20 protein-coding genes and 1 pseudogene are annotated in these 22051 nt (G+C 67.7%); 9 read left to right on the forward strand and 12 right to left on the reverse strand.

What is annotated here, in order from left to right:
* Positions 1 to 5: 5 nt before the first annotated feature.
* From ACIA12_RS07465 to ACIA12_RS07475, 3 genes are read left to right on the forward strand one after another with little or no spacing between them, the layout of a single operon-like run.
* Positions 6 to 809: an alpha/beta fold hydrolase gene (locus ACIA12_RS07465; protein ID WP_396366073.1), complete on the forward strand. Its 804-nt coding sequence runs from the start codon at positions 6 to 8 to the stop codon at positions 807 to 809.
* Between the two features lie 9 nt (positions 810 to 818).
* A complete protein-coding gene (locus tag ACIA12_RS07470) occupies positions 819 to 1703 on the forward strand; it encodes an SDR family NAD(P)-dependent oxidoreductase (RefSeq protein WP_396366074.1) in 885 nt (294 codons plus the stop codon).
* A complete protein-coding gene (locus tag ACIA12_RS07475; RefSeq protein ID WP_396366075.1) occupies positions 1700 to 3349 on the forward strand; it encodes an AMP-binding protein in 1650 nt (549 codons plus the stop codon). The genes ACIA12_RS07470 and ACIA12_RS07475 overlap by 4 nt, the downstream gene beginning before the upstream one ends.
* Here the strand turns inward: ACIA12_RS07475 and ACIA12_RS07480 are convergent.
* A complete protein-coding gene (locus tag ACIA12_RS07480; protein WP_396366076.1) occupies positions 3336 to 4313 on the reverse strand; it encodes an aldo/keto reductase in 978 nt (325 codons plus the stop codon). The two genes, ACIA12_RS07475 and ACIA12_RS07480, sit on opposite strands and share 14 nt — an antisense overlap.
* 150 nt (positions 4314 to 4463) lie before the next feature.
* On the opposite strand from ACIA12_RS07480, the gene ACIA12_RS07485 reads away from it, so the two are divergent.
* Entirely contained in the window at positions 4464 to 5024 is a 561-nt protein-coding gene (locus ACIA12_RS07485; protein ID WP_396366077.1) for a helix-turn-helix domain-containing protein, read from the forward strand.
* Between the two features lie 127 nt (positions 5025 to 5151).
* Here ACIA12_RS07485 and ACIA12_RS07490 read toward each other — a convergent pair whose 3' ends face one another.
* From ACIA12_RS07490 to ACIA12_RS07510, 5 genes and pseudogenes are all read right to left on the reverse strand, one after another.
* Positions 5152 to 6045: an NAD(P)/FAD-dependent oxidoreductase gene (locus tag ACIA12_RS07490; protein WP_396366078.1), complete on the reverse strand. Its 894-nt coding sequence runs from the start codon at positions 6043 to 6045 to the stop codon at positions 5152 to 5154.
* Positions 6046 to 6092: 47 nt separating this feature from the next.
* A pseudogene (locus ACIA12_RS07495) lies at positions 6093 to 6386 on the reverse strand (FAD-dependent oxidoreductase); the annotation flags it as partial.
* A 6-nt stretch (positions 6387 to 6392) separates the two neighbouring features.
* Positions 6393 to 6584 carry a ferredoxin gene (locus tag ACIA12_RS07500; RefSeq protein WP_396366079.1) on the reverse strand — a complete coding sequence of 64 codons (192 nt, stop codon included), beginning with the start codon at positions 6582 to 6584 and terminating at the stop codon, positions 6393 to 6395.
* Positions 6585 to 6597: 13 nt separating this feature from the next.
* Positions 6598 to 7827, reverse strand: a complete 1230-nt coding sequence (locus ACIA12_RS07505) for a cytochrome P450 (protein WP_396366080.1) — start codon at positions 7825 to 7827, stop codon at positions 6598 to 6600.
* 109 nt (positions 7828 to 7936) lie between these two features.
* On the reverse strand, positions 7937 to 8554 hold the full coding sequence (locus ACIA12_RS07510) for a TetR/AcrR family transcriptional regulator (protein WP_396366081.1): 618 nt from the start codon (positions 8552 to 8554) through the stop codon (positions 7937 to 7939).
* Positions 8555 to 8683: 129 nt separating this feature from the next.
* Between ACIA12_RS07510 and ACIA12_RS07515 the strand changes: the two genes are divergently transcribed.
* Entirely contained in the window at positions 8684 to 9091 is a 408-nt protein-coding gene (locus tag ACIA12_RS07515) for a universal stress protein (protein WP_396366082.1), read from the forward strand.
* A gap of 65 nt (positions 9092 to 9156) precedes the next feature.
* Positions 9157 to 13335, forward strand: coding sequence for an ATP-dependent RNA helicase HrpA (hrpA, locus tag ACIA12_RS07520; RefSeq protein ID WP_396366083.1), 4179 nt, complete (start codon positions 9157 to 9159; stop codon positions 13333 to 13335).
* Between the two features lie 45 nt (positions 13336 to 13380).
* Here the strand turns inward: hrpA and ACIA12_RS07525 are convergent, their stop codons facing one another.
* From ACIA12_RS07525 to ACIA12_RS07540, 4 genes are all read right to left on the reverse strand, one after another.
* Entirely contained in the window at positions 13381 to 16032 is a 2652-nt protein-coding gene (locus tag ACIA12_RS07525) for a discoidin domain-containing protein (RefSeq protein WP_396366084.1), read from the reverse strand.
* Between the two features lie 110 nt (positions 16033 to 16142).
* Complete coding sequence (locus ACIA12_RS07530) at positions 16143 to 16601, reverse strand: MarR family winged helix-turn-helix transcriptional regulator (RefSeq protein ID WP_396366085.1); 459 nt, start codon at positions 16599 to 16601, stop codon at positions 16143 to 16145.
* Positions 16601 to 17224, reverse strand: coding sequence for a DJ-1/PfpI family protein (locus tag ACIA12_RS07535; protein ID WP_396366086.1), 624 nt, complete (start codon positions 17222 to 17224; stop codon positions 16601 to 16603). The genes ACIA12_RS07530 and ACIA12_RS07535 overlap by 1 nt, the downstream gene beginning before the upstream one ends.
* A gap of 146 nt (positions 17225 to 17370) precedes the next feature.
* Complete coding sequence (locus tag ACIA12_RS07540; protein ID WP_396366087.1) at positions 17371 to 17778, reverse strand: VOC family protein; 408 nt, start codon at positions 17776 to 17778, stop codon at positions 17371 to 17373.
* A gap of 208 nt (positions 17779 to 17986) precedes the next feature.
* Here ACIA12_RS07540 and ACIA12_RS07545 point away from each other — a divergent pair, with 208 nt between their 5' ends.
* A complete protein-coding gene (locus ACIA12_RS07545; RefSeq protein ID WP_396366088.1) occupies positions 17987 to 19612 on the forward strand; it encodes a family 20 glycosylhydrolase in 1626 nt (541 codons plus the stop codon).
* A 24-nt stretch (positions 19613 to 19636) separates the two neighbouring features.
* Here the strand turns inward: ACIA12_RS07545 and ACIA12_RS07550 are convergent, their stop codons facing one another.
* On the reverse strand, positions 19637 to 19912 hold the full coding sequence (locus tag ACIA12_RS07550; protein ID WP_396366089.1) for a protealysin inhibitor emfourin: 276 nt from the start codon (positions 19910 to 19912) through the stop codon (positions 19637 to 19639).
* 448 nt (positions 19913 to 20360) lie between these two features.
* On the opposite strand from ACIA12_RS07550, the gene ACIA12_RS07555 reads away from it, so the two are divergent.
* Both ACIA12_RS07555 and ACIA12_RS07560 read left to right on the forward strand, forming a co-directional pair.
* Complete coding sequence (locus ACIA12_RS07555; RefSeq protein WP_012921273.1) at positions 20361 to 20564, forward strand: cold-shock protein; 204 nt, start codon at positions 20361 to 20363, stop codon at positions 20562 to 20564.
* A gap of 92 nt (positions 20565 to 20656) precedes the next feature.
* The gene (locus ACIA12_RS07560) at positions 20657 to 21160 is read left to right on the forward strand and encodes a DUF6328 family protein (protein ID WP_396366090.1); all 504 of its coding nucleotides are present in this window, start codon (positions 20657 to 20659) and stop codon (positions 21158 to 21160) included.
* Here the strand turns inward: ACIA12_RS07560 and ACIA12_RS07565 are convergent.
* Positions 21141 to 21995: an LLM class flavin-dependent oxidoreductase gene (locus ACIA12_RS07565; protein ID WP_396366091.1), complete on the reverse strand. Its 855-nt coding sequence runs from the start codon at positions 21993 to 21995 to the stop codon at positions 21141 to 21143. The two genes, ACIA12_RS07560 and ACIA12_RS07565, sit on opposite strands and share 20 nt — an antisense overlap.
* Between the last annotated feature and the right edge of the window lie 56 nt (positions 21996 to 22051).

Below are 22051 nucleotides of genomic sequence, written 5' to 3' on the forward strand. Positions count from 1 at the left end.
CGGCGATGGCACTGCACCACGTCTCCTACGGCGAGGGCACTCCAGTGCTCGCGCTGCACGGCTGGACCCCTGACCACCGGCTGATGACCGGTTGTCTCGAGCCGATCTTCGCGAACCGGCCCGGCTATCGGCGGCTCTATCCGGACCTGCCCGGGATGGGCAAGAGCTCCGGCGACGGGATCGACAGCTCGGACGGCATCATGGCGGCGCTCCGGGAGTTCATCGACACCGAGATCGGCGCCGAGCCGTTCGTGCTGATCGGCGAGTCGTACGGTGGCTATCTGGCTCGCGGCCTGGTGGCGGAGCGGCCGGACCAGATCCTCGGCCTCGGCCTGATCTGCCCGATCGGGGTCGCGCTGGAGCATGCCGAGCGGACGGTGCCCGAGCACGTCGTACTTGAGTCCGATCCGGCGGCGCTGGCGTCGCTGACCCCGGCGCAGCTCGAGGACTTCACCGGGATTTCTGTACTTCAGACAGCGGACGTGTTGCGGCAATACCAGGCGGACGTCGAGCCGGGGCTGGACGTGGCCGACCTCCGGGCGATGGCGCGAATCCGGCGCAATTGGGCGCTGTCGATCGCCCCGGAGAGCGGCCCGATCTATACGCGGCCGTCGCTGATCCTCTGCGGCCGGCAAGACTCCATCACCGGCTATGCCGACCAGTACCCGCTGCTCGACCACTACCCCCGCGCCTCGTACGCCGTACTCGACCGGGCCGGCCACAATCTGCAGATCGAGCAACCCGCGCTGCTCGGGATACTCGTCGACGACTGGCTGGAGAGGATCGCCAGCGAGGCTACCAGTGGGTAATGTCGGGGTATGGAGACTGGGAAGCGTCCGTTCGGGTGGCCTCTGCTTGTCGCGTTGACCAACGGGCGGACCAGGATTCCCGACGACCGGCTCGAATTCGCCATGCGCGGCAAGATCGTGCTGGTGACGGGCTCGTCGTACGGGATCGGCGAGGCGACGGCCAAGCGGCTGGCCCGCGCCGGGGCGACGGTGCTGCTGCTGGCGCGAACGGCGGCGCAGCTCGAGGTCGTGGCCGAGGAGATCCGGGCCGACGGGGGTAAAGCCTTCGTCTATCCGGCGAACCTGGCCGACCCGGCTGCGGTCGAGGAGGTGGTCGCGACGGTGCTGGCCGAGCACGGGCATGTCGACGTGCTGGTGAGCAACGCGGGCAAGTCGATCCGGCGGTCGATCGCCGATTCGTACGAGCGGTTCCACGACATCGAGCGGACCAACGCGGTCAACTACCTAGGGCCGGCCAAGCTCGTACTCGAGTTGCTGCCGTCGATGCGGGAACGCGGCTCCGGGCACATCGTCAACGTGTCGACTGCCGGGGTACGGACTCCGCCGATGGCGCGATGGTCGGCGTATTTGGCGTCGAAGAGCGCGTTCGACATGTGGTTGCGGTGTGTGTCGCAGGAGGTGCGCGACGATGGGGTGACGACGTCGACTGTCTACATGGGGCTGGTGCACACGCGGATGAGTTCACCGACTGCGCTGCTGAACAGCATGCCCGGCTTGAGTCCGGAGCAGGCCGCCGATCAGGTCTGCGCGGCGGTGGCTGACAAGCCACACAACATCACCCCGCCGCTGGTCCGCCCGGCCGATGCCTTGGGCAACCTCTTCCGCGTGCCGACGGACCGGTTGTTCGAGCAGTACTACCGCCTGTCGAACCGGCCCCGCAAGGAAAACCGATGACGCCGCGGCGGCTGGGGCCACGACCGATCGGGCCGATGCGGCCGCCCGATTGGCTGGTGCACGCCGCGGGCGAGCTGAGCGGGGTGTCCGTCGCGCTGGTCAGGTCCGGAGTCTGGCGGTCCGCCCGGCCGACGCAATTGGTCGCAATCGAGCGTGCGCTGCGGCAATGGGGTCAGTCGATGGCTGCACTCGGAGCGATCGCCGCCATCCGCTTCCCGGACCAGCCGGCGGTGATCGACGAGCAGGGCACGATCACCTACCGCGAACTGGATCGACGCTGCTCACGACAGGCGGCGGCGCTGCGAGCGCAGTACGGAATAGTTGCCGGCAGCAAGGTCGCCGTCCTCTGCCGCAACCACCGCGGCTTCCTGGAAGCAACCCTCGCAGCCTCCCGCCTCGGCGCCGACGTCCTCTTCGTCAACACCGAATTCGCTCCCCCACAACTCAAGTCGCTCCTCGAACACCACCACCCCACCCTCCTCATCCACGACGAAGAATTCACCGAGGTCACCGGCAACCTCCCCACCGTCATCGCCTGGCACGATGGTGACGACACCATGTCTGCGACTCTCGATGGACTTGCTGTAAGTGAAGCGCCGGAGGCGCCGGCGCCGGACAAACCCGGGCACATCACGATCCTCACGTCCGGCACAACCGGTGCGCCTAAGGCGGCGCCTCGGGCGCCTACTGCTTGGGGGTTGGCGGGGCTGACTGCGAGTGCGCTCAATCGGATCGGGTTGCGGGCGGGTGAGCCGATGGTGATCTGTCCGCCGTTGTTCCATGGGCTGGGGCTGCTCAACTCGATGCTGGCGCTGTTCCTCGGCTCGCCGCTCATCCTCGCCCGCCGGTACGACGCAGCGGCGGTGCTTGCGTCGGTCGACCGGAACCGGGCCGGCAGCATCGTCGCGGTGCCGGTGATGTTGCAGCGGATGCTCGACCTCGGTCCGGCCGCCATCGCTGAGCATGATCTGCGATCGTTGCGGGCCGTGATCTCGGGCGCGTCCGCGTTGAGCCCGGCGCTGGCCGAGCGGTTCATCGCGCAGTTCGGGCCGGTGCTTTGTGATGCTTACGGATCCAGCGAGATCGGCATCGCGACCATCGCCACCTCGGCCGACCTGAGAGCGGCACCAGGCACGGTCGGCCGGCCATGCCTCGGCAGCTCGGTCCGGATTCTCGACGATCACGACCAGCCGGCCAGGACCGGCGTCACCGGCCGGATCTTCGCCGGTGGCGGGCTGGTGTTCGGTGGGTACGAGGACGGCAGCAGCAAGACGGTCGTCGACGGCCGGATGAGCACCGGCGATCTCGGCCATCTCGACAGCGCTGGGCGGTTGTTCGTCGACGGCCGCGAGGACGACATGATCGTGTCGGGTGGCGAGAACGTGTACCCGGTCGAGGTCGAGGACTGCCTGATGAGTCATCCCGCTGTGGTCGAGGCGGTGGTGGTCGGCGTACCGGACGACGAGTTCGGTCAACGCTTGGTCGCTTACGTAGTACCGGCCGGCGAGGTCACCGAGGACGAGCTGATCCAGCATGTACGAGCCAACCTCGCCCGCTACAAGACACCCCGCAACGTCGTGCTCGTGGAGGACCTCCCCCGCAACGCGACGGGAAAGATCCTCCGCGACAAACTCACCGATCGATAGATGCCATGACTGCCTCCTCGTGCCGCTCACCGGCGGCCGGCGTGAGGTTGTTGAGCCTGTCGACCTGTTCGGCGCTGAGTTGGACCGCGTCGGCGGCAGTGTTCTCCTCGACCCGGGAGACCCGCTTGGTACCGGGGATCGGCGCGATGTCATTGCCCTGGGCAAGCAACCACGCCAGCGCGACCTGCGCCGGAGTCGCCTCCGCCTCGGCGGCGACGGCCCGGACCTCGTCGACGACGAGCAGATTGCGCTGGAAGTTCTCGCCGGTGAACCGTGGGTTGGTCTTGCGCCAGTCATCGTCGGCGATGTCGTCGGCGGAGCGGATCTGGCCGGTCAGGAACCCGTGGCCGAGCGGCGAATAGGGGACGAAGCCGATGCCCAGCTCGCGCAGCAGCGGCAGGATGTCAGCCTCTACGTCGCGGGTCCACAGGGAGTACTCGGTCTGCAGGGCGGTGACGGGATAGACGGCGTGGGCCCAGCGGATCGTGGCAGAGCCGGCCTCGGACAGACCGAGATGACCGATCTTGCCCTCGGCAATCAGTTCGGCCACGGCGCCGACGGTCTCCTCGATCGGGATGTTCGGGTCGACCCGGTGCTGGTAGTACAGGTCGATGTGATCGGTGCCGAGGCGCTTGAGCGAGCCCTCGACCGCTGTGCGGATGTTCGCCGGGCTGCTGTCCAGGTGACCCGCGCCGCCGCCGGTGTGGGAGACCAGGCCGAACTTCGTCGCCAGTACCACCTGATCACGGCGACCCTTCAGGGCCTGGCCGACCAGTTCCTCGTTGGCGAAGGGCCCGTAGATCTCCGCGGTGTCGAGGAACGTGACGCCCAGGTCGATCGCCCGGTGGATGGTGCGGAGCGACTCGGCATCGCTCCCCTCGCCGACGTTGTAGTAGCCGGACATCGACATGGCGCCGAGGCCGATCCGGGAGACGTCCAGTCCGCCCAAAGAGACGTGCTTCATCATCAACTCCGTTTTCGCGATTCCAGTTGATTCACGTAACCACGGTCGGGTCACCCCTCGTTCCCGCCAAAGAGGCACTGCTCTTCCGGGGGTCTGTCAGTACCTCCTTCGAGGACGCCTGCCAGGGAGGTTCCGTCGTACGGTGGACCCATGGATCGCCGCGCCGAGATCCGGGAGTTCCTTCGCACGCGCAGGGCCCGGATCACCCCTGAGCAAGCCGGTATGACTCCACCTGCCGGTGCCCGCCGGGTGCCGGGGCTGCGACGCGAGGAGGTGGCACAGCTCGCCGGGGTCAGCGTCGACTACTACATCCGCCTGGAGCGAGGCCACAGCAAAGGCATCTCCGAAACCGTCCTCGATGCCGTCGCCCGTGCGCTGCGGCTGGACGACATCGAGCGCTCGCACCTCTTCGATCTCGCTCAACCCAGCCCGGCCCGAACCAGCCGGCGCCGACCACTCAGTCCGCAGAAGGTCAGCCCGGTCCTCTACCGGGCTCTGGATGCTCTCAGCGTCCCCGCTCTGATCCAGGGACGCCGGATGGACGTTCTGGCCGCCAACCGGCTCGGTTATGCCCTCTTCACCGACTTCCAGGCGCTACCCCACCGCGAGCGCAACTTCGCCCGTTTCGTCTTCCTCGACGAGGCGGCGAGCAGCCTGTACGCCGACTGGCACCGGGCCGCCTGCGATTGCGTGGCCAATCTGCGCCCCTGACCGTCGCGGACGATCCCGAGCAGGCCCTCGTCATCCTGACTCCCGAACCCGCGTCGCCCTCTGCCGAGGCGATCGACATCCTCGCCAGTTGGACTCACAGCTCTGCCGAGGTTCCGCCCGCTTCCGATCAAGCGCCGGCTGACGGGCTGGCCTGAGCCGCGGCGCTGATCTCCGCCCACGGGGTTTTGTCGGCGACATGTTGGCGGAGCAACCGGGCTTGGCGGGGAAGGTTCCAGGCGAGGGCTCCGGTCACACGGTGGCCGTCGCCGTACAGGGCGGCGAAGCGGCCGTCCGCTGGGTCGCCGGCGACGATCTGGAAGTCGAGGTCGTCGCCGGATCGGCCGTAGACCTGGATCTTCACGTCGTACTGGTCGGTCCAGAAGTAGGAGACCGGGTCGAACGGAATCGCCTGTCCCAGCAGGTTCTTCGCAGCCGCGGTGGCCTGCTCGGTCGCGTTCATCCGATGCTCGAGCCGGCGCCGGCCGATACCCGGGTGATCCCAGGACGCAACATCACCAGCAGCAACCACACCGGGCGCGGCGAAGCAGTACTGGTCACACTCGACACCATCCCCAACGACGAGCCCGCTCCCCGCAAGCCACCCGGTGGCCGGCGTCGCCCCGACCGCCACGAGTACGAGGTCGGCCGGAACATGCGAGCCGTCAGACAACTCGACCCCGGCAACGCATCCCACCTTCCCACCCTCACCACCACCACCCGCTGCTGGGATCAGCGCGGTGACAGTCGTGCTGCAGCGGACGTCTACTCCGTGCGATGCGTGGAGCTGCGTCAGGAGGCTTCCCAGCTCGGTGCCGAGCTGGCGGGTCATCGGCGCCGGCAAGGGATCGATCATCGTCACCGTCAGCCCGAGCTCCTGGGCGACTGCGGCCACCTCCGCACCGAGGAAGCCCGCGCCAACGATCGCGACAGACCGCGCACCACGCAGTCCCTCCCGCAGCGCCAGGGTGTCGTCGAGGGTGCGGAGTACGTGGACGCCGGCCAGGTCATGCCCGAACGGCAACCTCCGTGGCGTTGCGCCGGTGGCGACCCCAGGCCGTCGTAGCCGAGGATCTGCCCGTCCGCGAGCGTGACTTTTCGTGCCGACGAGTCCAGCCCGACAGCCGCAGTACCGAGGATCCAGGTGGCGTCGAGGTCGGCGAGCAGTTCGTCGGAGCGCAGTACGATCCGCTCCTCGTCCCAAGCGCCGCGGAGGATCTGCTTCGACAGCGGCGGCCGATCGTACGGCGAACGCGCCTCCTCGCCGACGATGGTCAGCTCACCCGCATACCCCTCGCGCCGCAACGCCTCCGCCGCGGTCAACCCAGCGGCGGACGCACCGACGACGACTATGTGTGACAGCACGCGCGACTACTCCGCCACCGTGATCGCGAGCGCTGGGCAGATCCGCGCCGCCTCCCGCGTACTTTCCTCGGCCTCAGCGTCCGGCTGCTCCAGCAGTACGGCGATCCCGTCGTCATCGCGCTGGTCGAACACCTCCGGCGCCGACAGCACACACTGCCCGGAGCCGATGCATTTGTCCTGATCGAGAAAGACCTTCATCGCAGTACCCCTCTCACCAGGTGACCGGAAGCGCGTGGACGCCGTAGATGGCCATGTCGTGCTTGAACGGCAGCTCGTCCAGCGGCACGGCCAGCGCCAAACTCGGGATCCGCTTGTACAGCGTGCTGTAGACGACCTGCAGCTCCACCCGCGCAAGTGGTTGCCCAAGGCACTGATGTACGCCGTACCCGAAGGCGACGTGATGCCGGGCCGCGCGGTGGATGTCGAGCTTGTCCGGGTCGGGGAAGGCCTCCTCGTCGCGGTTCGCGATCTCGGTCGCGACGATCACGCCCTCACCCTTGCGGATCAACTGACCGCCGACCTCGAGGTCCTCCAGCGCCACCCGCCGACGGCCGTTGTGGACGATGGTCAGGTAACGCAGCAGCTCCTCCACGGCGTTGGCGACCACCTTCGGGTCGTCGGTGTCGCGGAGGTCCTTGAGCTGGTCGGGGTGTTCGAGCAGCGCGACGGTACCGAGGGCGATCATGTTCGCCGTCGTCTCGTGCCCGGCGATCAGCAGCAACAGGCCCATGTCGACGACGTCCTCGACACTCATCTCGCCGCTGCGCAACTGCTCGACGATCAGCCGGCTCAGCAGGTCGTCGGCAGGGCCCGCGTTCTTCCGGTTCACCAGGTCCCGGAGGTACGCCCGCAGTTCGTCGTTCGCAGCCTTCGACTCCGCGGCGGTGTTCTCGCGCCGGAGCAACGTCTTGCCCAGCCGGTGGAAGAGAGCGCGATCCTCGTACGGGACACCAAGCAACTCGCAGATCACCAGCGACGGCAGCGGCAGGGCCAGCGCCTCGACCAGGTCGACCGGCTTCGGGCCGGCCAGGATGTCGTCGATCAGGCCGTCGGTGATGGCCTGGATCCGCGGCCGCATCGCCTCCACCCGCTTGATCATGAAGTCCGCGGTGACCAGCCGGCGCTTGGCGGCGTGCTCGGGGTCGTCGCGGACGATGAACGCCTTGAACTGGCCGCGGTTGACCGCCTGCGCCTCGGTGCTGAACGGGAACCCGTCGTTGCGCGGATCGGAGCTGATCCGCGGGTCGGCCAGCACCTGCCGGCTGTGGTCGTACCGGGTCACCATCCACGGCGTACTGCCGTCCCACAGCCTCACCCGGGAGAGCGGTTCCTCCGCCTGCAACCGATCCAGCTCCGGCGGCGGATCGAACGGGCACTTGCCACGCGCCATCGGATAGGTCGGCCGTTCTGCTCCGACCTCAGCCTCCGCGATCTCGGACATCGTCGACTCCCCAGAGTTACCGAACGATTGTTTTCTTACTGAACAAACGTTAGGTAACTCAGCGCCACGATGCCAGACAGTGAGAGTCAGATCACAGTTCGTGAGGACGTCAGGCGAAGATGAGCGAGACCAGATCGTCGAGGAAGTCCTCGTCGTGGCTGAGCTGAATGCCGTCCAGCAGCGCGGCCCGTCCGTAGACGCTGACGAACACCAAGGACGCCGCGCGGCCGCTCGGTACCCGGAGCGGATGGCCGGCCTCGGCGCAGCGGTCGAAGGCAGCAATGAATCTGGTGAACACTTCGTGCAGCGGCCCGCTGACCGGGCGCTCGCCGCTGACCGCCCGGCGGGTGGCCTTGCCGAACAGCAGCCGGTAGTGACCCGGCTTCGCATCGGCGAAATCGCGATGGGCGTGCACCTGGGCAAGGACGCGGCCCATCACGTCGCCGGGATCGAGGCTCTCGTCGGCCGCGGCCATCGCCTTGATCAGCAGGCCGAACTCGTAGTCCACCAGACCGTCGATCAGCGCGGCCCGATCGGCGAAGTGCTGATAGATGCTGGCCGGCGCGATCCCGACCGCTCGCGCGACCCCGCGGATGGTCAGGCCGTCCTCGCCACCCAGCTCGGACAGCAGCCGGCCGGCGCCTTCCAGGATCTCGATCCGGAGCCGGTCACCCTCGCCCCAGCGGTTGCGTACCCGCTGTTCGGTGATGGTCTCGTCGTCCGGCATCTGGTCATTGTCCCTCAGCGATGGTCCTGATCCGGTCAACCCGAAGGCAACATCCGCGGTGGCGCGCCGGCACCCGCGCTGAGGATGACTGATGTCGGCGGCAACCAGTGGTGATGAGAGAGTGGGCTCGTGAAGATTCTGGTGGGCTACGTACCGACGCCCGAAGGCGAGGCCGCGCTCGAGGCCGCCGCCGCCGAAGCCGAGCTGCGCGGAGCCTCCGTCCTGCTGCTCAACACGAGCCGTGGCGACACCTACATCGAGTCCCGCTACGCGAACCCGGCCGAGCTGGACGCGGCCGAGGCCCGCCTGCGTGAGCGCGGCGTGGAGGTGACGATCCAGCAAGCCGTCGGCACCGGCGACGTCGCCCACGAACTGATCCGCGCGGCGGAGCAGAACGACGTCACGCTGATCGTCCTCGGCCTCCGCCGCCGCAGCCCGGTCGGCAAACTCATCCTCGGCAGCACCGCCCAGCGAGTCCTGCTCGAATCCCCCGTCCCCGTCCTGGCCGTCAAGGTCCCCACCTCCCGCGACGACTGACCGGCGTCGCCGTCGAGGTAAACCACGTGAGTGGTTGGGGCGAGCCGCCTAAACTGGTTGGTGACATGCCTGATGCCCGGACCGAATCGCAGAGTCCTACCCCAGCTACCGGTCCCGTCCAGGATCCCGGTCGCCGCCCACGTCCACGCCGCCGTCGCAAAAAGCCGAGCGGCAGTGCCGACGTAGCCGGTACCACCGGAGCCGCGCGCCCGGCCGACGCCGGTACTACGGGATCCGCACGCCCGGCTGGTGCCGCGGCCGGTGGGGCCACGACAAGTGGTGGCGCGGCCGGTGGCGCTCCGGCCAGCGGGATCGTGGAGTTGGCGGCGCGGCTCGACGGGCTGTCGGTCTTCGATCGGGAGCAGCTTGGGCGGCGGCTCGAGCGGTTGCGGGGGCTGCGGGAGGAGGGCAAACGCGAGAACGCGCTCTCTGACATCAGCGCGCGGATCGAGCAGGCCGAGCAGCGCGTCGAGCAGCGGCGGCTCGCGGTACCGGAGATCAGCTATCCCGAAGAGTTGCCGGTCAGTCAGCTCAAGGACGAGATCGCGACGGCCATCAAGGACCACCAGGTGGTCGTGATCGCCGGAGAGACCGGATCCGGCAAGACGACCCAGATCCCGAAGATCTGCCTGGAACTCGGCCGCGGCATCCGCGGGATGATCGGGCACACCCAACCCCGCCGGCTGGCCGCGCGGACGGTGGCCGAGCGGATCGCCGAGGAGCTCGACACCGAGCTCGGCGACACGATCGGGTACGCCGTCCGGTTCACCGACAAAGTCAGTGAGCGCTCTCTGGTCAAGCTGATGACGGACGGCATCCTGCTCGCCGAGCTGCAACGCGACCGCGAGCTGAGCCGGTACGACACGCTCATCATCGACGAGGCGCACGAGCGCAGCCTGAACATCGACTTCATCCTCGGGTACCTCCGCCAGCTGCTCCCCCGCCGCCCCGACCTCAAGGTGATCATCACCTCCGCGACCATCGACCCAGAACGGTTCGCCGAGCACTTCGCCGACGCCAACGGCGAGCCCGCGCCGATCGTCGAGGTCTCCGGCCGGACCTACCCGGTCGAGACCCGGTACCGCCCGATCAACGACCGGGACGACCCCAGCACGCTCGACCGGGACCAGACCCAGGCGATCCTGGATGCGGTCGACGAACTCGAACACGAGGCCTCCGGCGACATCCTGGTCTTCCTCAGCGGCGAACGGGAGATCCGCGATACCGCCGACGCGTTGAACGAGAAGTACGCCGCGCAGCGCGGCCGGCCCGGTGGTGGAGTCGAGGTCCTCCCCCTCTACGCACGTCTCTCGAACGCTGAGCAGCACCGCGTCTTCTCGTCGCACGGCTCGAGCCGCCGGATCGTGCTCGCCACCAACGTCGCCGAGACGTCGCTGACCGTCCCGGGCATCAAGTACGTGATCGACCCCGGTACCGCCCGGATCAGCCGCTATTCGCACCGTACGAAGGTGCAGCACCTCCCGATCGAGCCCGTCTCCCAGGCCAGCGCCAACCAGCGCAAGGGCCGCTGCGGCCGGACCAGCGACGGCATCTGCATCCGCCTGTACTCCGAAGAGCATTTCGAGGCCCGTCCCGAGTTCACCGACCCGGAGATCCTCCGCACCAACCTCGCCTCCGTCATCCTCCAGATGACCTCGATCGGCCTCGGCGACATCGCCGCGTTCCCCTTCATCGACGAACCGGACAAGCGCAGCATCACCGACGGCCTCCAGCTCCTCACCGAGCTGGGCGCGATCGACTCGGCCAAGGCCTCCGACCGCACTCGCCGGCTGACCCCGGTCGGGCGGCAACTGGCGCAGATCCCGCTCGACCCGCGGCTGGCCCGGATGATCGTCGAGGCCGACAAGCACGGTTGCGTCCGCGAGGTGATGGTGATCGCCTCCGCGCTCTCGATCCAGGACCCGCGCGAGCGGCCGACCGACGCCGAAGCGCAGGCGACCCAGGCACACGCGCGCTTCCGCGACCCCACCTCCGATTTCCTCGGCTTCCTGAACCTCTGGAACTACCTCAAGAAGCAGCAGAAGGACCTGTCCGGCAACCAGTTCCGCCGGATGTGCCGCAGCGAGTACCTCAACTATCTGCGGGTCCGTGAGTGGCAGGACATCTTCGCCCAGCTCCGCCAGGTCGCCGCGCAGATCGGTGTCACGCTCAACTCGGGCGAGGCCGCCGACCCGCAGGCCGTGCACATCTCGCTGATGTCCGGCCTGCTCTCCCACCTCGGCCTGAAGGACCCGGCCAACCAGCACCAGTACATCGGCGCCCGCGGCACCAAGTTCGCGATCTTCCCGGGCTCCGGGCTGTTCAAGAAGCCGCCGCAGTTCGTGATGGCCGCCGAGCTGGTCGAGACGTCGCGGCTGTGGGCCCGGGTCAACGCGAAAATCGAGCCCGAGTGGGCCGAAGACCTCGCCCAGCACCTGGTCAAACGCTCGTACTCCGAACCGCACTGGGAACGCAAAGCCGGCGCCGTGATGGCGTACGAGAAGGTCACCCTGTACGGCGTACCGATCGTTGCCCACCGCAAGATCAACTACGGCGCGGTCGACCGGGAGGTGTCGCGCGAGCTGTTCATCCGGCATGCGCTGGTCGAGGGCGACTGGGACACCCATCACAAGTTCTTCCACGAGAACCGCAAGCTGATCGAGGAAGTCGAGGAGCTGGAGGAGCGCACCCGGCGGCGCGACCTGCTGGTCGACGACGAGACGCTGTTCGCCTTCTACGACGAGCGGATCGGCGCGGACGTCGTCACCGGACGGCACTTCGACACCTGGTGGAAGACGGCCCGGCAGCGCGACCACGACCTGCTCGACTTCGAGCGCTCGCTGGTGGTTCGCGAAGGCGCGGAGGTCAAGGAGGAGGAGTTCCCGCTCACCTGGACGCAGAACGGGATGACCTTCGACCTCACCTACGCGTTCGAACCCGGTACGGACGCCGATGGCGTCACCGTGCACCTGCCGTTGCTCGTCCTCAACCAAGTCACGGCAGACGGCTTCGAGTGGAGTGTGCCGGGTTTCCGCGAGGAGCTGGTCACCACCCTGATCAAGTCGTTGCCGAAGGCGATCCGGCGCAACATCGTGCCGGCGCCGGACCACGCCCGCCAGATCCTCCCGATGCTCGATCCCGCGTCGGGGCCGCTGGTGGACGCGATGGCGCGCGAACTGCGGTCGTTGCGCGACGTACAGATCGAGACCGAGGACTGGGACTGGTCGCGGGTGCCCGAGCATCTGCGGATGACGTTCCGGGTGGTCGACGACAAGGGCAAGACAGTGGCCGAGGGCAAGGATCTCGCGGCGCTGAAGGAGCGCTTGAAGCCGAAGACGAAGGCCGCGATCTCACAGGTCGCGTCCAAGGCCGTCAGCGGGCTGGAGAAGTCCGGGCTGACCGACTGGACGTTCGGCGATCTGCCCCGCAGCTTCTCCGAGCACCGCAACGGGCTGACCGTGGCCGGCTATCCCGCCCTGGTCGACGAAGGCAAGAGCGTCGCCATCCGGCTGCAGGAGACCGAGCGCGACCAGGCCGCCGCGATGTGGAACGGCACCCGCCGGTTGCTGCTGCTCACGATGCCGTCGGTGATCGACGTGGTCCAGCGGAACCTGACCAACCAGCAGAAGATGACACTGATGGCCGGCCCGCACCGCAACGTCGGCGACCTGCTCGACGACGCGATCTCGGCGGCCGTCGATCAGCTGATGGCGGCGGCCGGCGGTCCTGTCTGGAACCTCACGGCGTTCTCGTTCTTGCGCGATGCTGTCCGGTCGGATCTCGCCGACACCGTCCTGACGATCCTGCAACAGGTCGAGCAGGTGCTCAGCCATGCCCGGACGGTCGACAAGCAGATCTCCCGGTCGTCGTCACCGGCCTTGCTGGCCGCGCTGTCCGACGTACGAGGTCAGCTGGAAGGCCTGATCCATCGCGGTTTCATCACCGAGGCCGGCGCCAAACGGCTGCCCGACCTGGCCCGCTACCTACGCGGGATCGAACAGCGGCTCGACAAGATCGGCGCCAACGCGATGCGCGACCGGTCCGGGATGGCCGTCGTACAGACCCTCACCGACGAGTACCAGAAACGCCTCAAGGCGATCCCGACCGGCAAGTACCCGAGTCCGGAGCTGCTCGAGGTCCGCTGGATGCTCGAAGAGCTCCGGATCAGCCTGTTCGCCCAGACCCTCGGTACGCCGTACCCGGTCTCGGACAAACGCATCCGGAAAGCTCTGACGACTGCCTGAGCTACGTCCGGAGAGCCCGCCAGCGCTCTCCGGACGTCTGCTCAATTAGGGATAGCTCACCACATAACGTTGCTGGGTCGCCGCATTCGCGGTGCCGCCGGTGTTGTTGATGACGTTGGCGATGGTGCCGACGCCGCCGAGGGAGACCGAGACCAGGTCGTGGAACTTCACGCCCGCGGTGTCGGGGACCTCGAAGGACCGGTCGACGACGAGCGCCGGGTTGACCTGGAAGAACGAGTAGCTGCCGACTCCCCAGGCCTCATGGGTGGTGACGTTGTTCGCCACCTTGTACGCCGCCCAGCCCCGGGTCCCGCCACCGCTGGTCCAGGACGCCTGGTCCGGCGGGTCGTACGGGAACTCGTTCTGGAAGAAGTACGTCTTGCCGCCGTTGCCGTTCCAGAGCACCTCGTACTGCTGGTAGTGCTCGACGAACAGCCCGTACATCGTCACGTTGTTGCCATTGACAACCAATCCGTTGGCCGCCGTGTTGACGTTCCAGCCGACCTGGTCGCCGTGATCCGCGCGCCACAGCCACAGGTGGTCGCCGATCACGTTGTTGCTGTTGACCTGCAGGCTGACCGTCGCCTTGCCGAGGTGCGCGCCGCCGCCGATGCGAACGAACACGTCGTGCAGGGAGGTCGGGTTCGCCGAGTGGTCGGCGGTGGAACCGGCCGGGCCGATCTCGACGAGCACCGGTGAGTTCACCGGGCCGGCGTCGATCAGCAGGCCGCCGAGCTTGACGCCGTCGACGTCCGCGACCGAGATCGCGGCCTTTCCGTTGTCGGGCGTGAGCGTCGCCATCCCGATACCGAGGACGACGGTGTTCGGCTTGGTCACCCGGATGGTGTCGGTGAGGTGATAGATGCCGGGTGTGAAGAGCATGTGCTTGCCCTGGTCGAGGGCCGCGTTGATGGTGGCGATCGGAGTGGACGGCTTCGCGACCAGGAACTGGCTCAGCGAGATCGACGTGCCCGCGGCCGGGCCGTGCGACCAACTGGTGCCGGACGAGTTCTGCCGGAGGGCCGGTACGAAGACGTTGTAGCTGCCTGCGTTGTCGACGTACAGGAAGGGCTTCTCGCGGATCACCGGTGTGGTGCCGACGACCGTGTGGGACGGGTTCGGGAAGTTCTGCGGCGGCGCGCCGGTCGTACCGACGAACACCATGTTCCACACCGAGCCCGCCCAGCTGCCGAACTCGGAGTTGCGCGACACCCACTGCTGCTGCGAGCCGGAGACGACCCGGTTGTCGATCTTGGTGTCGGCGAACAGGCCACCGCTGGCCCAGCCGTCGCCGCCGCTCCAGAGCTGGATCTCCGGTGCACCCTTCAGGTGCATCCGCCGGTACGGCGCCGCTTGCGCGACCGCCCAGCGCTCGATCTGTCCGGCCGGCGGGGTGACGGCCAGGTTCTCCGCGGAGCGCCAGAAGTTCTGGGTGGCGTTCTGCTTGTTGTTCGGGTTGTCGCCCTGCTGCAGCCAGTCGGCCTCGACCCGGACGTGGCCGTTGAGGTTGACGTCGTCCGGCGAGAGGCCGAGGCCGGCCACCTGGGTGTTGAAGCCGAGATTGACGTCAGCGGTGTAGGTACCGGGCTTGAAGAGCAGCGCGTTGCGCTGGTCGCCGAACTGGTTGGTGTGCTGCTGCGCCGCCACCTGGTCGAGCCGCGCCTGCATCTGCGCCTGCGGGGTCGCCGGGGTGAAGACATCGACGTTCGGGCCGAAGTCGGGGTTGATCGGGTCGGTCGGCGGGATCACCGGGCCGGTGCCTCCATCGGTGGTGTGGACGACGAGCTCCCACAGCGAGTAGCCGTAGCCGGTGCCGCGCTGGGTGCCGTTGACCCGCAGGTACCGGCCGCTGCCGGTCACGTCGAGGGTCTGGTTGCCACCAGTGCCGGTGGTCGTCGTGTAGATCGAGTTCCAAGGTCCACCTGCGTTGGCGGACACCTGGATCTGGAAGGACTTCCCGTACGCCGCCTCCCAGCTCAGGCCCACCTGGCAGACCGACTGGGTCGAACCCAGGTCGACCTGGATCCACTGCGTGTCAGTAGCGGCACTGGACCAGCGGGTGCCGGGGTTGCCGTCGACAGCGGCCGAGGCCGGCGTACCGCCGTTCTCGATGCTCGACGCGGTAGCAGTCTTGCCCTGCGCGGCGTTGGCCGCGCCGCAAGCGGTCGGGCCGCCGTCGGTACCGCCGTACACCTGGAACTCCCAGAGCGAGTAGCCGTAGCCGGTACCTCGCTGGGTGCCGGACGTGCGGACGTACCGGCCGCTACCGGTCACATTGAGCGTCTGGACGCCACCGGTGCCGGTGGTGGTCGTGTAGATGGAGTTCCAGGGGCCACCTGCGTTGTCGGAGACCTGTACCTGGAAGGACTTCCCGTACGCCGCCTCCCAGTTGAGGACGACCTGGCTGATGGCCGAGGTCGACCCGAGGTCCACCTGGATCCACTGCGCGTCAGTAGCGGCGCTGGACCAGCGGGTGGCGGTGTTGCCGTCGACTGCCGCAGCGGCCGGTGTACCGCCGTTCTCTGTACTGGAGCTGGTGACCGGCTTGCCTTGGGACAGCAGCGTGGCGGCAGCCTGAGCTCTGCCGCCCGGTGCGATCACGAGGGCCGTGGTGATCAGGAACGCGGCTGAAACCAGGATCAGCCAGCGCCGGAGCAGGGCCGGAGAGCGCGCTCCGGCCGGTCTGGAAATGCGCATGGAGGCACCAATCAGAAGAGAGGGACGGGGGCGGAGAGAGCGCTCTCTCAGAGATTGGGGCGTGCGTGCGGAACTGTCAAGGGAACGTTCCCCCAGACTGGTTCCGGAACTTACCGATCGGACAGATCCAGCGCGTCGAGCGCCTCGGACAACTTGCTCAGCGCCGCGACCGCGTCGGCCAGCTGATCAGCTCCGGCAACGTCCGACAGCTCCTTGGCGTGCTGCGCATGATGCGGACCGATCGCCTGATTCGCCGCCAGGCCCGCTGGGGTGACGGCCACCAGCTTGGCGCGGCGGTGGGCGGGGTTGTCCTGGTACTCGACCAGGCCGCGCTCGGCCAGCAGGTCGGCGGTCCGCTGGACGGCCTGGCGGGTGATGCCCATCTCGCGGGCGATCCCGGACACGGTCAGCGGCTCGCCGATCACCGCTCCGAGCACCTGCCAGTAGGTCGCGGTCAGCCCGGCCGGCCGAGCGAGATGCTCGGCCAGCTCGAGAAACTGACCATTCAGCTTGAACGTCGTCAGCGCGGCCGCGCTGAGCAGTTCCTGCTGGCGCTGCCGGGTCGTCATCAGGCGGACATCAGCTCGTAGAAGCCGGCCGGGTCCTGGTCGCCGTACAGCTTGTACCAGGAGTCGAGCACCGGCGGCTTGTAGACCTCCAGCCGCGCGAAGATCGCCCGCGCGAACTCGACCGGCGCATTGGCACCCGCGGTGATCAGGTCACGATCGATCACCGCCGGCTCCTCCTTGTAGAGCTCGCCACCCTTGTATCCAAGGCTGTCCAGGAACGCCGCCGCGTTGCTCGTGTGCTCCCGGTCATCAAGCAGACCCGCCATCGCCAGCGCACCCGTCGCGCCACAGATCGCCGCCACCGGTACGCCGGCGTCGAGGAACTCGCGCGTCTTCTCGACGTACGGCGCGTACGCCTCGGTCGGCCAGATGTCGTTGCCCGGCAGGATCAGCATCGCGCTGTCCTCGGGCTTGAGCTCCGCCAGGGTCGAGTCCGGCAGCACTCGCATCCCGCCCATCGTGGTGACCGGCTCGAGTCCCGCGCTGACCGTCTGCATCCTGTATCGCCCCGGCGCCTGATGCCACTGCCCGTTGTTGATGTGAGCGGTGACGAACCCCACCTCCCAGTCAGCGAGCGTGTCGTAGACGGCCAGATGCACGGTGAGCTTCTCGTTTACAGACATGACAACACCTTGTCATTTTGACAAGCTGTTGTCAATGACTCAGGACGTCGCCACCGGTGCGGCCGCGGATCGTGGTACCGGAGGTGGTGATCTCGAAGTCGTCGAATCCTTCGAACATCTCCCTCCGATACCCCGAAGCGATCGTGCTAGACGCTGTCCAGGCAGATCCGGAACGGGTGGCCGGCCGGGTCGGCGTAGATGCGCCAGCCGCGGTGGCTCTCCGCCGGGGGCGCGTCGACCGGGTCGAGTGGTTCGGCGCCGAGGGCGACGACCGTGGCGTGGCCGCTGGCCAGGTCCTCGACGACCAGGTCCAGGTGAAGTTGCTGTGCGTCCGTACCCGGCCAGGTGGCCGGTACGTAGTCCTCCGAGCGCCGGAAGCCGAGCGTCGACCCGGGGCCGGTCAGGCTCCGCCAGTCGTCGTCGCCGTGCTCGTCGATCTCCAGACCGAAGAGCGTCGAGTAGAACCGGGCAAGCTCGAGCGGGTCCGGGCAGTCCAGCACCACCGAGCCGAGCCGCCCGGCACTGGTGCCCGGCTGCTCTGCCACCTGAGTCATCTGTCCTCCAGCTTCCTGTTCAGCAAAACGTCCATCCAAGGGCAGGCCCGTCCTGGTCAGAAGGCCCGGCCGCAAACAATGGCAGGTCCGACCGACATTCCGCACCTTTCGACACGCCTCGTTGACCAGTCACGGATCCAGCCGAGTAATGGAGGGAGTTTGCTGAAAGATCTTGACTAGCGCTGTAAGCAGACGAACACTTCCGGTCATGACACGACTCGCCCGCCCTCGTCGTCGGGTCTCGCTGGTTGGCCTCGTCTCGGCCGCTCTGCTAGCGACTCCCCTACTAGCCACTCCCGCTATCGCCATCACCATGCCTGCCACCGCTGAGCCGGCGGCAGCCCCGGCACCCGCGCTGATCCCCAAGCCGACCTCGCAGCAGGCATTGACCGGCCAGGACTACTCCCTGAAGCCGTGGAGCGTCGTCGGTGTCGCCACCAGCGCCAAGGAGCGCCGCGCGGCCCAGAAGGTCGCCGACCAGCTCACCTCACAGCTCCGGCGCACTACGGGCTACCCGCTGCCCGTAGTACCGGTCGTGGCCGGCGTCACCGACATCAAGTTGTCCACCAACGGCCCGTCCAGCCTCGGAGCCGAGGGGTACCAGCTGCGCGTCGACCGCAAGGGCGTCAGCATCACCGCTGCGACTCCGGAGGGCCTGTACCGGGGTGTCACCACCCTCCGACAGCTACTGCCCGCCAAGGCCGACGCCAGGACCCGCCAGGCCGGTCCCTGGAACTTGTCCGGTACTGCGATCGCCGACTCGCCCCGCTACGGGTACCGCGGGGCCATGCTCGACGTCTCGCGGCACTTCTTCTCGGTGGCCGAGGTCAAGCGCTACATCGACCTCGCCTCGCTCTACAAGCTCAACAAGCTGCACCTGCACCTGGCGGACGACCAGGGCTGGCGGATCCAGGTCGACTCCTGGCCGCGGCTCACGACGTACGGCGGCAGCCTGGAGGTCAACGGCACGCCTGGCGGGTCGTACAGCAAGGCCGACTTCGCAGAGATCGTCCGGTACGCCTCTGACCACTACCTGCAGGTCATCCCCGAGATCGACACTCCCGGCCACACCAACGCCGCACTGGCGTCCTACGCGCAGCTGAACTGCGATGGCGTCGCCCCGCCGCTCTACACGGGTACCGACGTCGGGTTCAGCTCGCTCTGCGTCGCCAAGCAGCTCACCTACGACTTCCTGGGCGACGTGTTCCGCGAGGTGGCCCAGCAGACGCCGGGCGACATCATCCACCTGGGCGGCGACGAGGCGCACTCGACGCCGCACTCGGACTACCAGACGTTCGTACCGAAGGCAGCGGCCGCCATCACCAAGCAGCACAAGCGCGTGATGGGCTGGCAGGAGATCGGCGACACGGTCCTGCCCGCCGGCAGCATCGCCCAGTACTGGGGTACCGACGACGCCGGCTCGCAGGAGCTGGCTCGCAAGGCTGCAGCCCAGGGCGCCAAGGTCGTCATGTCCCCGGCCAACCGGGCCTACCTGGACATGAAGTACGACGACAGCACGCCGTACGGACAGGACTGGGCCGGCCTGGTCGACGTGAAGACGGCCTACGACTGGAACCCGTCCACGCTGGTCCCGAACCTCCCGGAGGACGCCGTGGCCGGTGTAGAGGCCCCGCTGTGGACGGAGACGCTAGACGACGTCGACAAGCTCGAGTACATGGCCTTCCCGCGTCTGCCGGGCATCGCCGAGCTCGGCTGGTCGCAGGCGTCAGCACTGGACTGGACGGCGTACAAGGACCGCCTGGGTGGCCAGGCGGCGCGGTGGGACGCGCTGAGCGTCAACTTCTACCGTGCGCCTGAGATCAACTGGCACTAAGCATCAAGTGAGCACCGCCTGGCTCTAGGACTGCAGTACGCGGTCCAGGAGCCAGGCGGTGTCTGCGTCGAGGTCCTGCTCGGCCACCACGAGCTCTGTGGGCTCTGCGTCGGCAGTGGCGTGGACCTGCAGGCGGTAGACGTACCTGTCGGGCTGCGGGCGGCCAGAGCCCAGCTGTGCCCCGTCCAGGCCGAGTGCGACCTGCTCCAGGCGCTCACTGTCCGGTTGGGCCGAGGTATCCAGCTCACCGCTCGCCGTGAGACCGGCGAATCCACCGCTGCGTACCACTTTGAGGATCACCCGGACACCATTTCTCGTCTGGTGTCGGATGTCCACAGCGGTACGACACGCCGGGGAAATCCAGCACGTCCGGGCAGCGATCACCGGGCGTACAGGCCGCCTTGTCCAACCTTGTCTACCGCCGGACCCGCTCTGGGGCTGCCCGTCAGGCGTGAATCAGCAGGTCGGCGGGGGTTTCGTTGTCTTCACCCGGGGCTCCGGTGGACGCTGCGCGCGGGGGCGGGCGTTTCACGCTCCGTGGCGGGCGGCAACTTTCCGCGACACGTGTTCCCGATCACCCCCCACACGAGCCCTCGGATCGGCTACAGTTATCGCGTTGCAGTTTTGGACTCCCACTGACTTTTGCTGTGCTGTACGGCCGGTTTCGTCGTCTGGGGCCTTTCGGCGACACGCGGTTCATGAGGTGTGGATCGCGTCTTGTTACAAGCCATCAAGGAGATAGACAACAATGGCTGTCGGTACTGTCAAGTGGTTCAACGCTGACAAGGGCTTCGGCTTCATCACCCCGGATGACGGTGGCGCGGACGTGTTCGCGCACTACTCGGCCATCCAGACCTCGGGCTTCCGCTCGCTGGACGAGAACCAGCGCGTCGAGTTCGAGATCACCCAGGGCCAGAAGGGCCTGCAGGCGGAGAACATCCGCCCGATCTGATCCGCGGATCAGTCCTTCTAAGAACTGAGTAACGAGAGAGCCGTACACCACCCGGTGTGCGGCTCTCTTCAGTCTGCGGCAACATCTACCGCATGACCGACGAACCGCAGCCTCGCACCGCTCGCTATCAGCGGCTCGAGGAGGACGCGGGCGAGCGGCTGGACCGGCAGTGGATCGAGCTGCTCCAGGAGCTCCGGCTGGCCCAGACCGGCACTCAGATCCTGTTCGCGTTCCTGCTCGGCATCGCGTTCACCAACGTCTTCGAGGACGCCGACGCGTTCACCCACACGGTCTACGCCTGCACGCTGGTCGCCTCGGCGCTGGCGACCGGGCTGTTCCTCGCGCCGGTGTCGCTCCACCGGATCGTCTTCCAGCGCAAGGTCCGCGACAAGATGATCCCGATCGCCGCCAAGATGACCGTCGGAGGTCTGGTCATCCTGATCGTGGCGATCAGCGGCGGCCTGCTGCTCGTCCTCGACGTCGCCCTCAACCGAACGGCCGCGATCGTCATCGTGGCCGTCGTCGTCGCCTGGTTCGTCGTCTTCTGGTACGTCCTGCCGACCTGGGTCCGACGCGCTAACGAAGCCGCGGAATGACCTCGGCGGCAACCTGCTCCAGCACTTCCTCGGTACCGGCGTAGATGCCCTCGGGGCGGGGCCAGTGGGTGATGACGTCGGTGAAGCCCAGCTCGGCGGCTCGACCGGTGGCGTCCTCGAAGGCGGCGGCGCTGCTCAGGGCGTAGCGCTTGGAGTCCAGGGACAGGTACCGGTCGAACGACCGGCCCTCCAGTACGTCGTCCAGCCGGTGGCTGAGGTCGCGGACCGTACCGAACCAGCTCTCGTAGTCGTCGGCCTTGCCGCCGGTGGTCACCCAGCCGGCGCCGTACTGCGCTGCGAGGCGCAATGAGCGTGGCCCGTTGGCAGCCATCACGAAAGGGATCCGGGGCTGCTGGATGCAGCCGGGCAGGGTGCGGCCGTTGCGCGTCGCGAAGTACTCGCCGTTGTAGTCGACCTTGTCGGTGGTCAGCAGCTTGTCGAGCAGTTCTACGAACTCGGCCAGCCGGTCGACCTTCTGCCGCGGCGTCAGCTCGTCGCCACCGAGGATGGTCGAGTCGATCCCGCCGCCCGAGCCGATGCTGCACAGGAAGCGGCCGTCCGAGATGTCGTCGAGGGCGAGCAGCTCGCGGGTCAGCGCCAGCGGGTGCCGGAAGTTCGGCGAGGTGACGAAGGTGCCGAGCTTGATCGTCGAGGTCGCCAGCGCCGCCGCGGTCAGCGTCGGGGTCGTCCCGTACCAGGGTGAGTCCTGCAGACCGCCCCAGGTCAGGTGGTCGTAGGTCCAGGCGTGGTCGAAGCCGAGCTCCTCGGCGCGACGCCATTTCGGCCCCGCCACGGACCAGCGGTACTCCGGCAGGATGGTGATTCCGAATCGCATGATCCGCACCCTAACGCCTCTGGGAATAGATTGAGTGTTCAACTACATTGGAAGAG

Source organism: Kribbella sp. NPDC051620 (assembly GCF_044453825.1).
Classification (GTDB): Bacteria; Actinomycetota; Actinomycetes; order Propionibacteriales; family Kribbellaceae; genus Kribbella.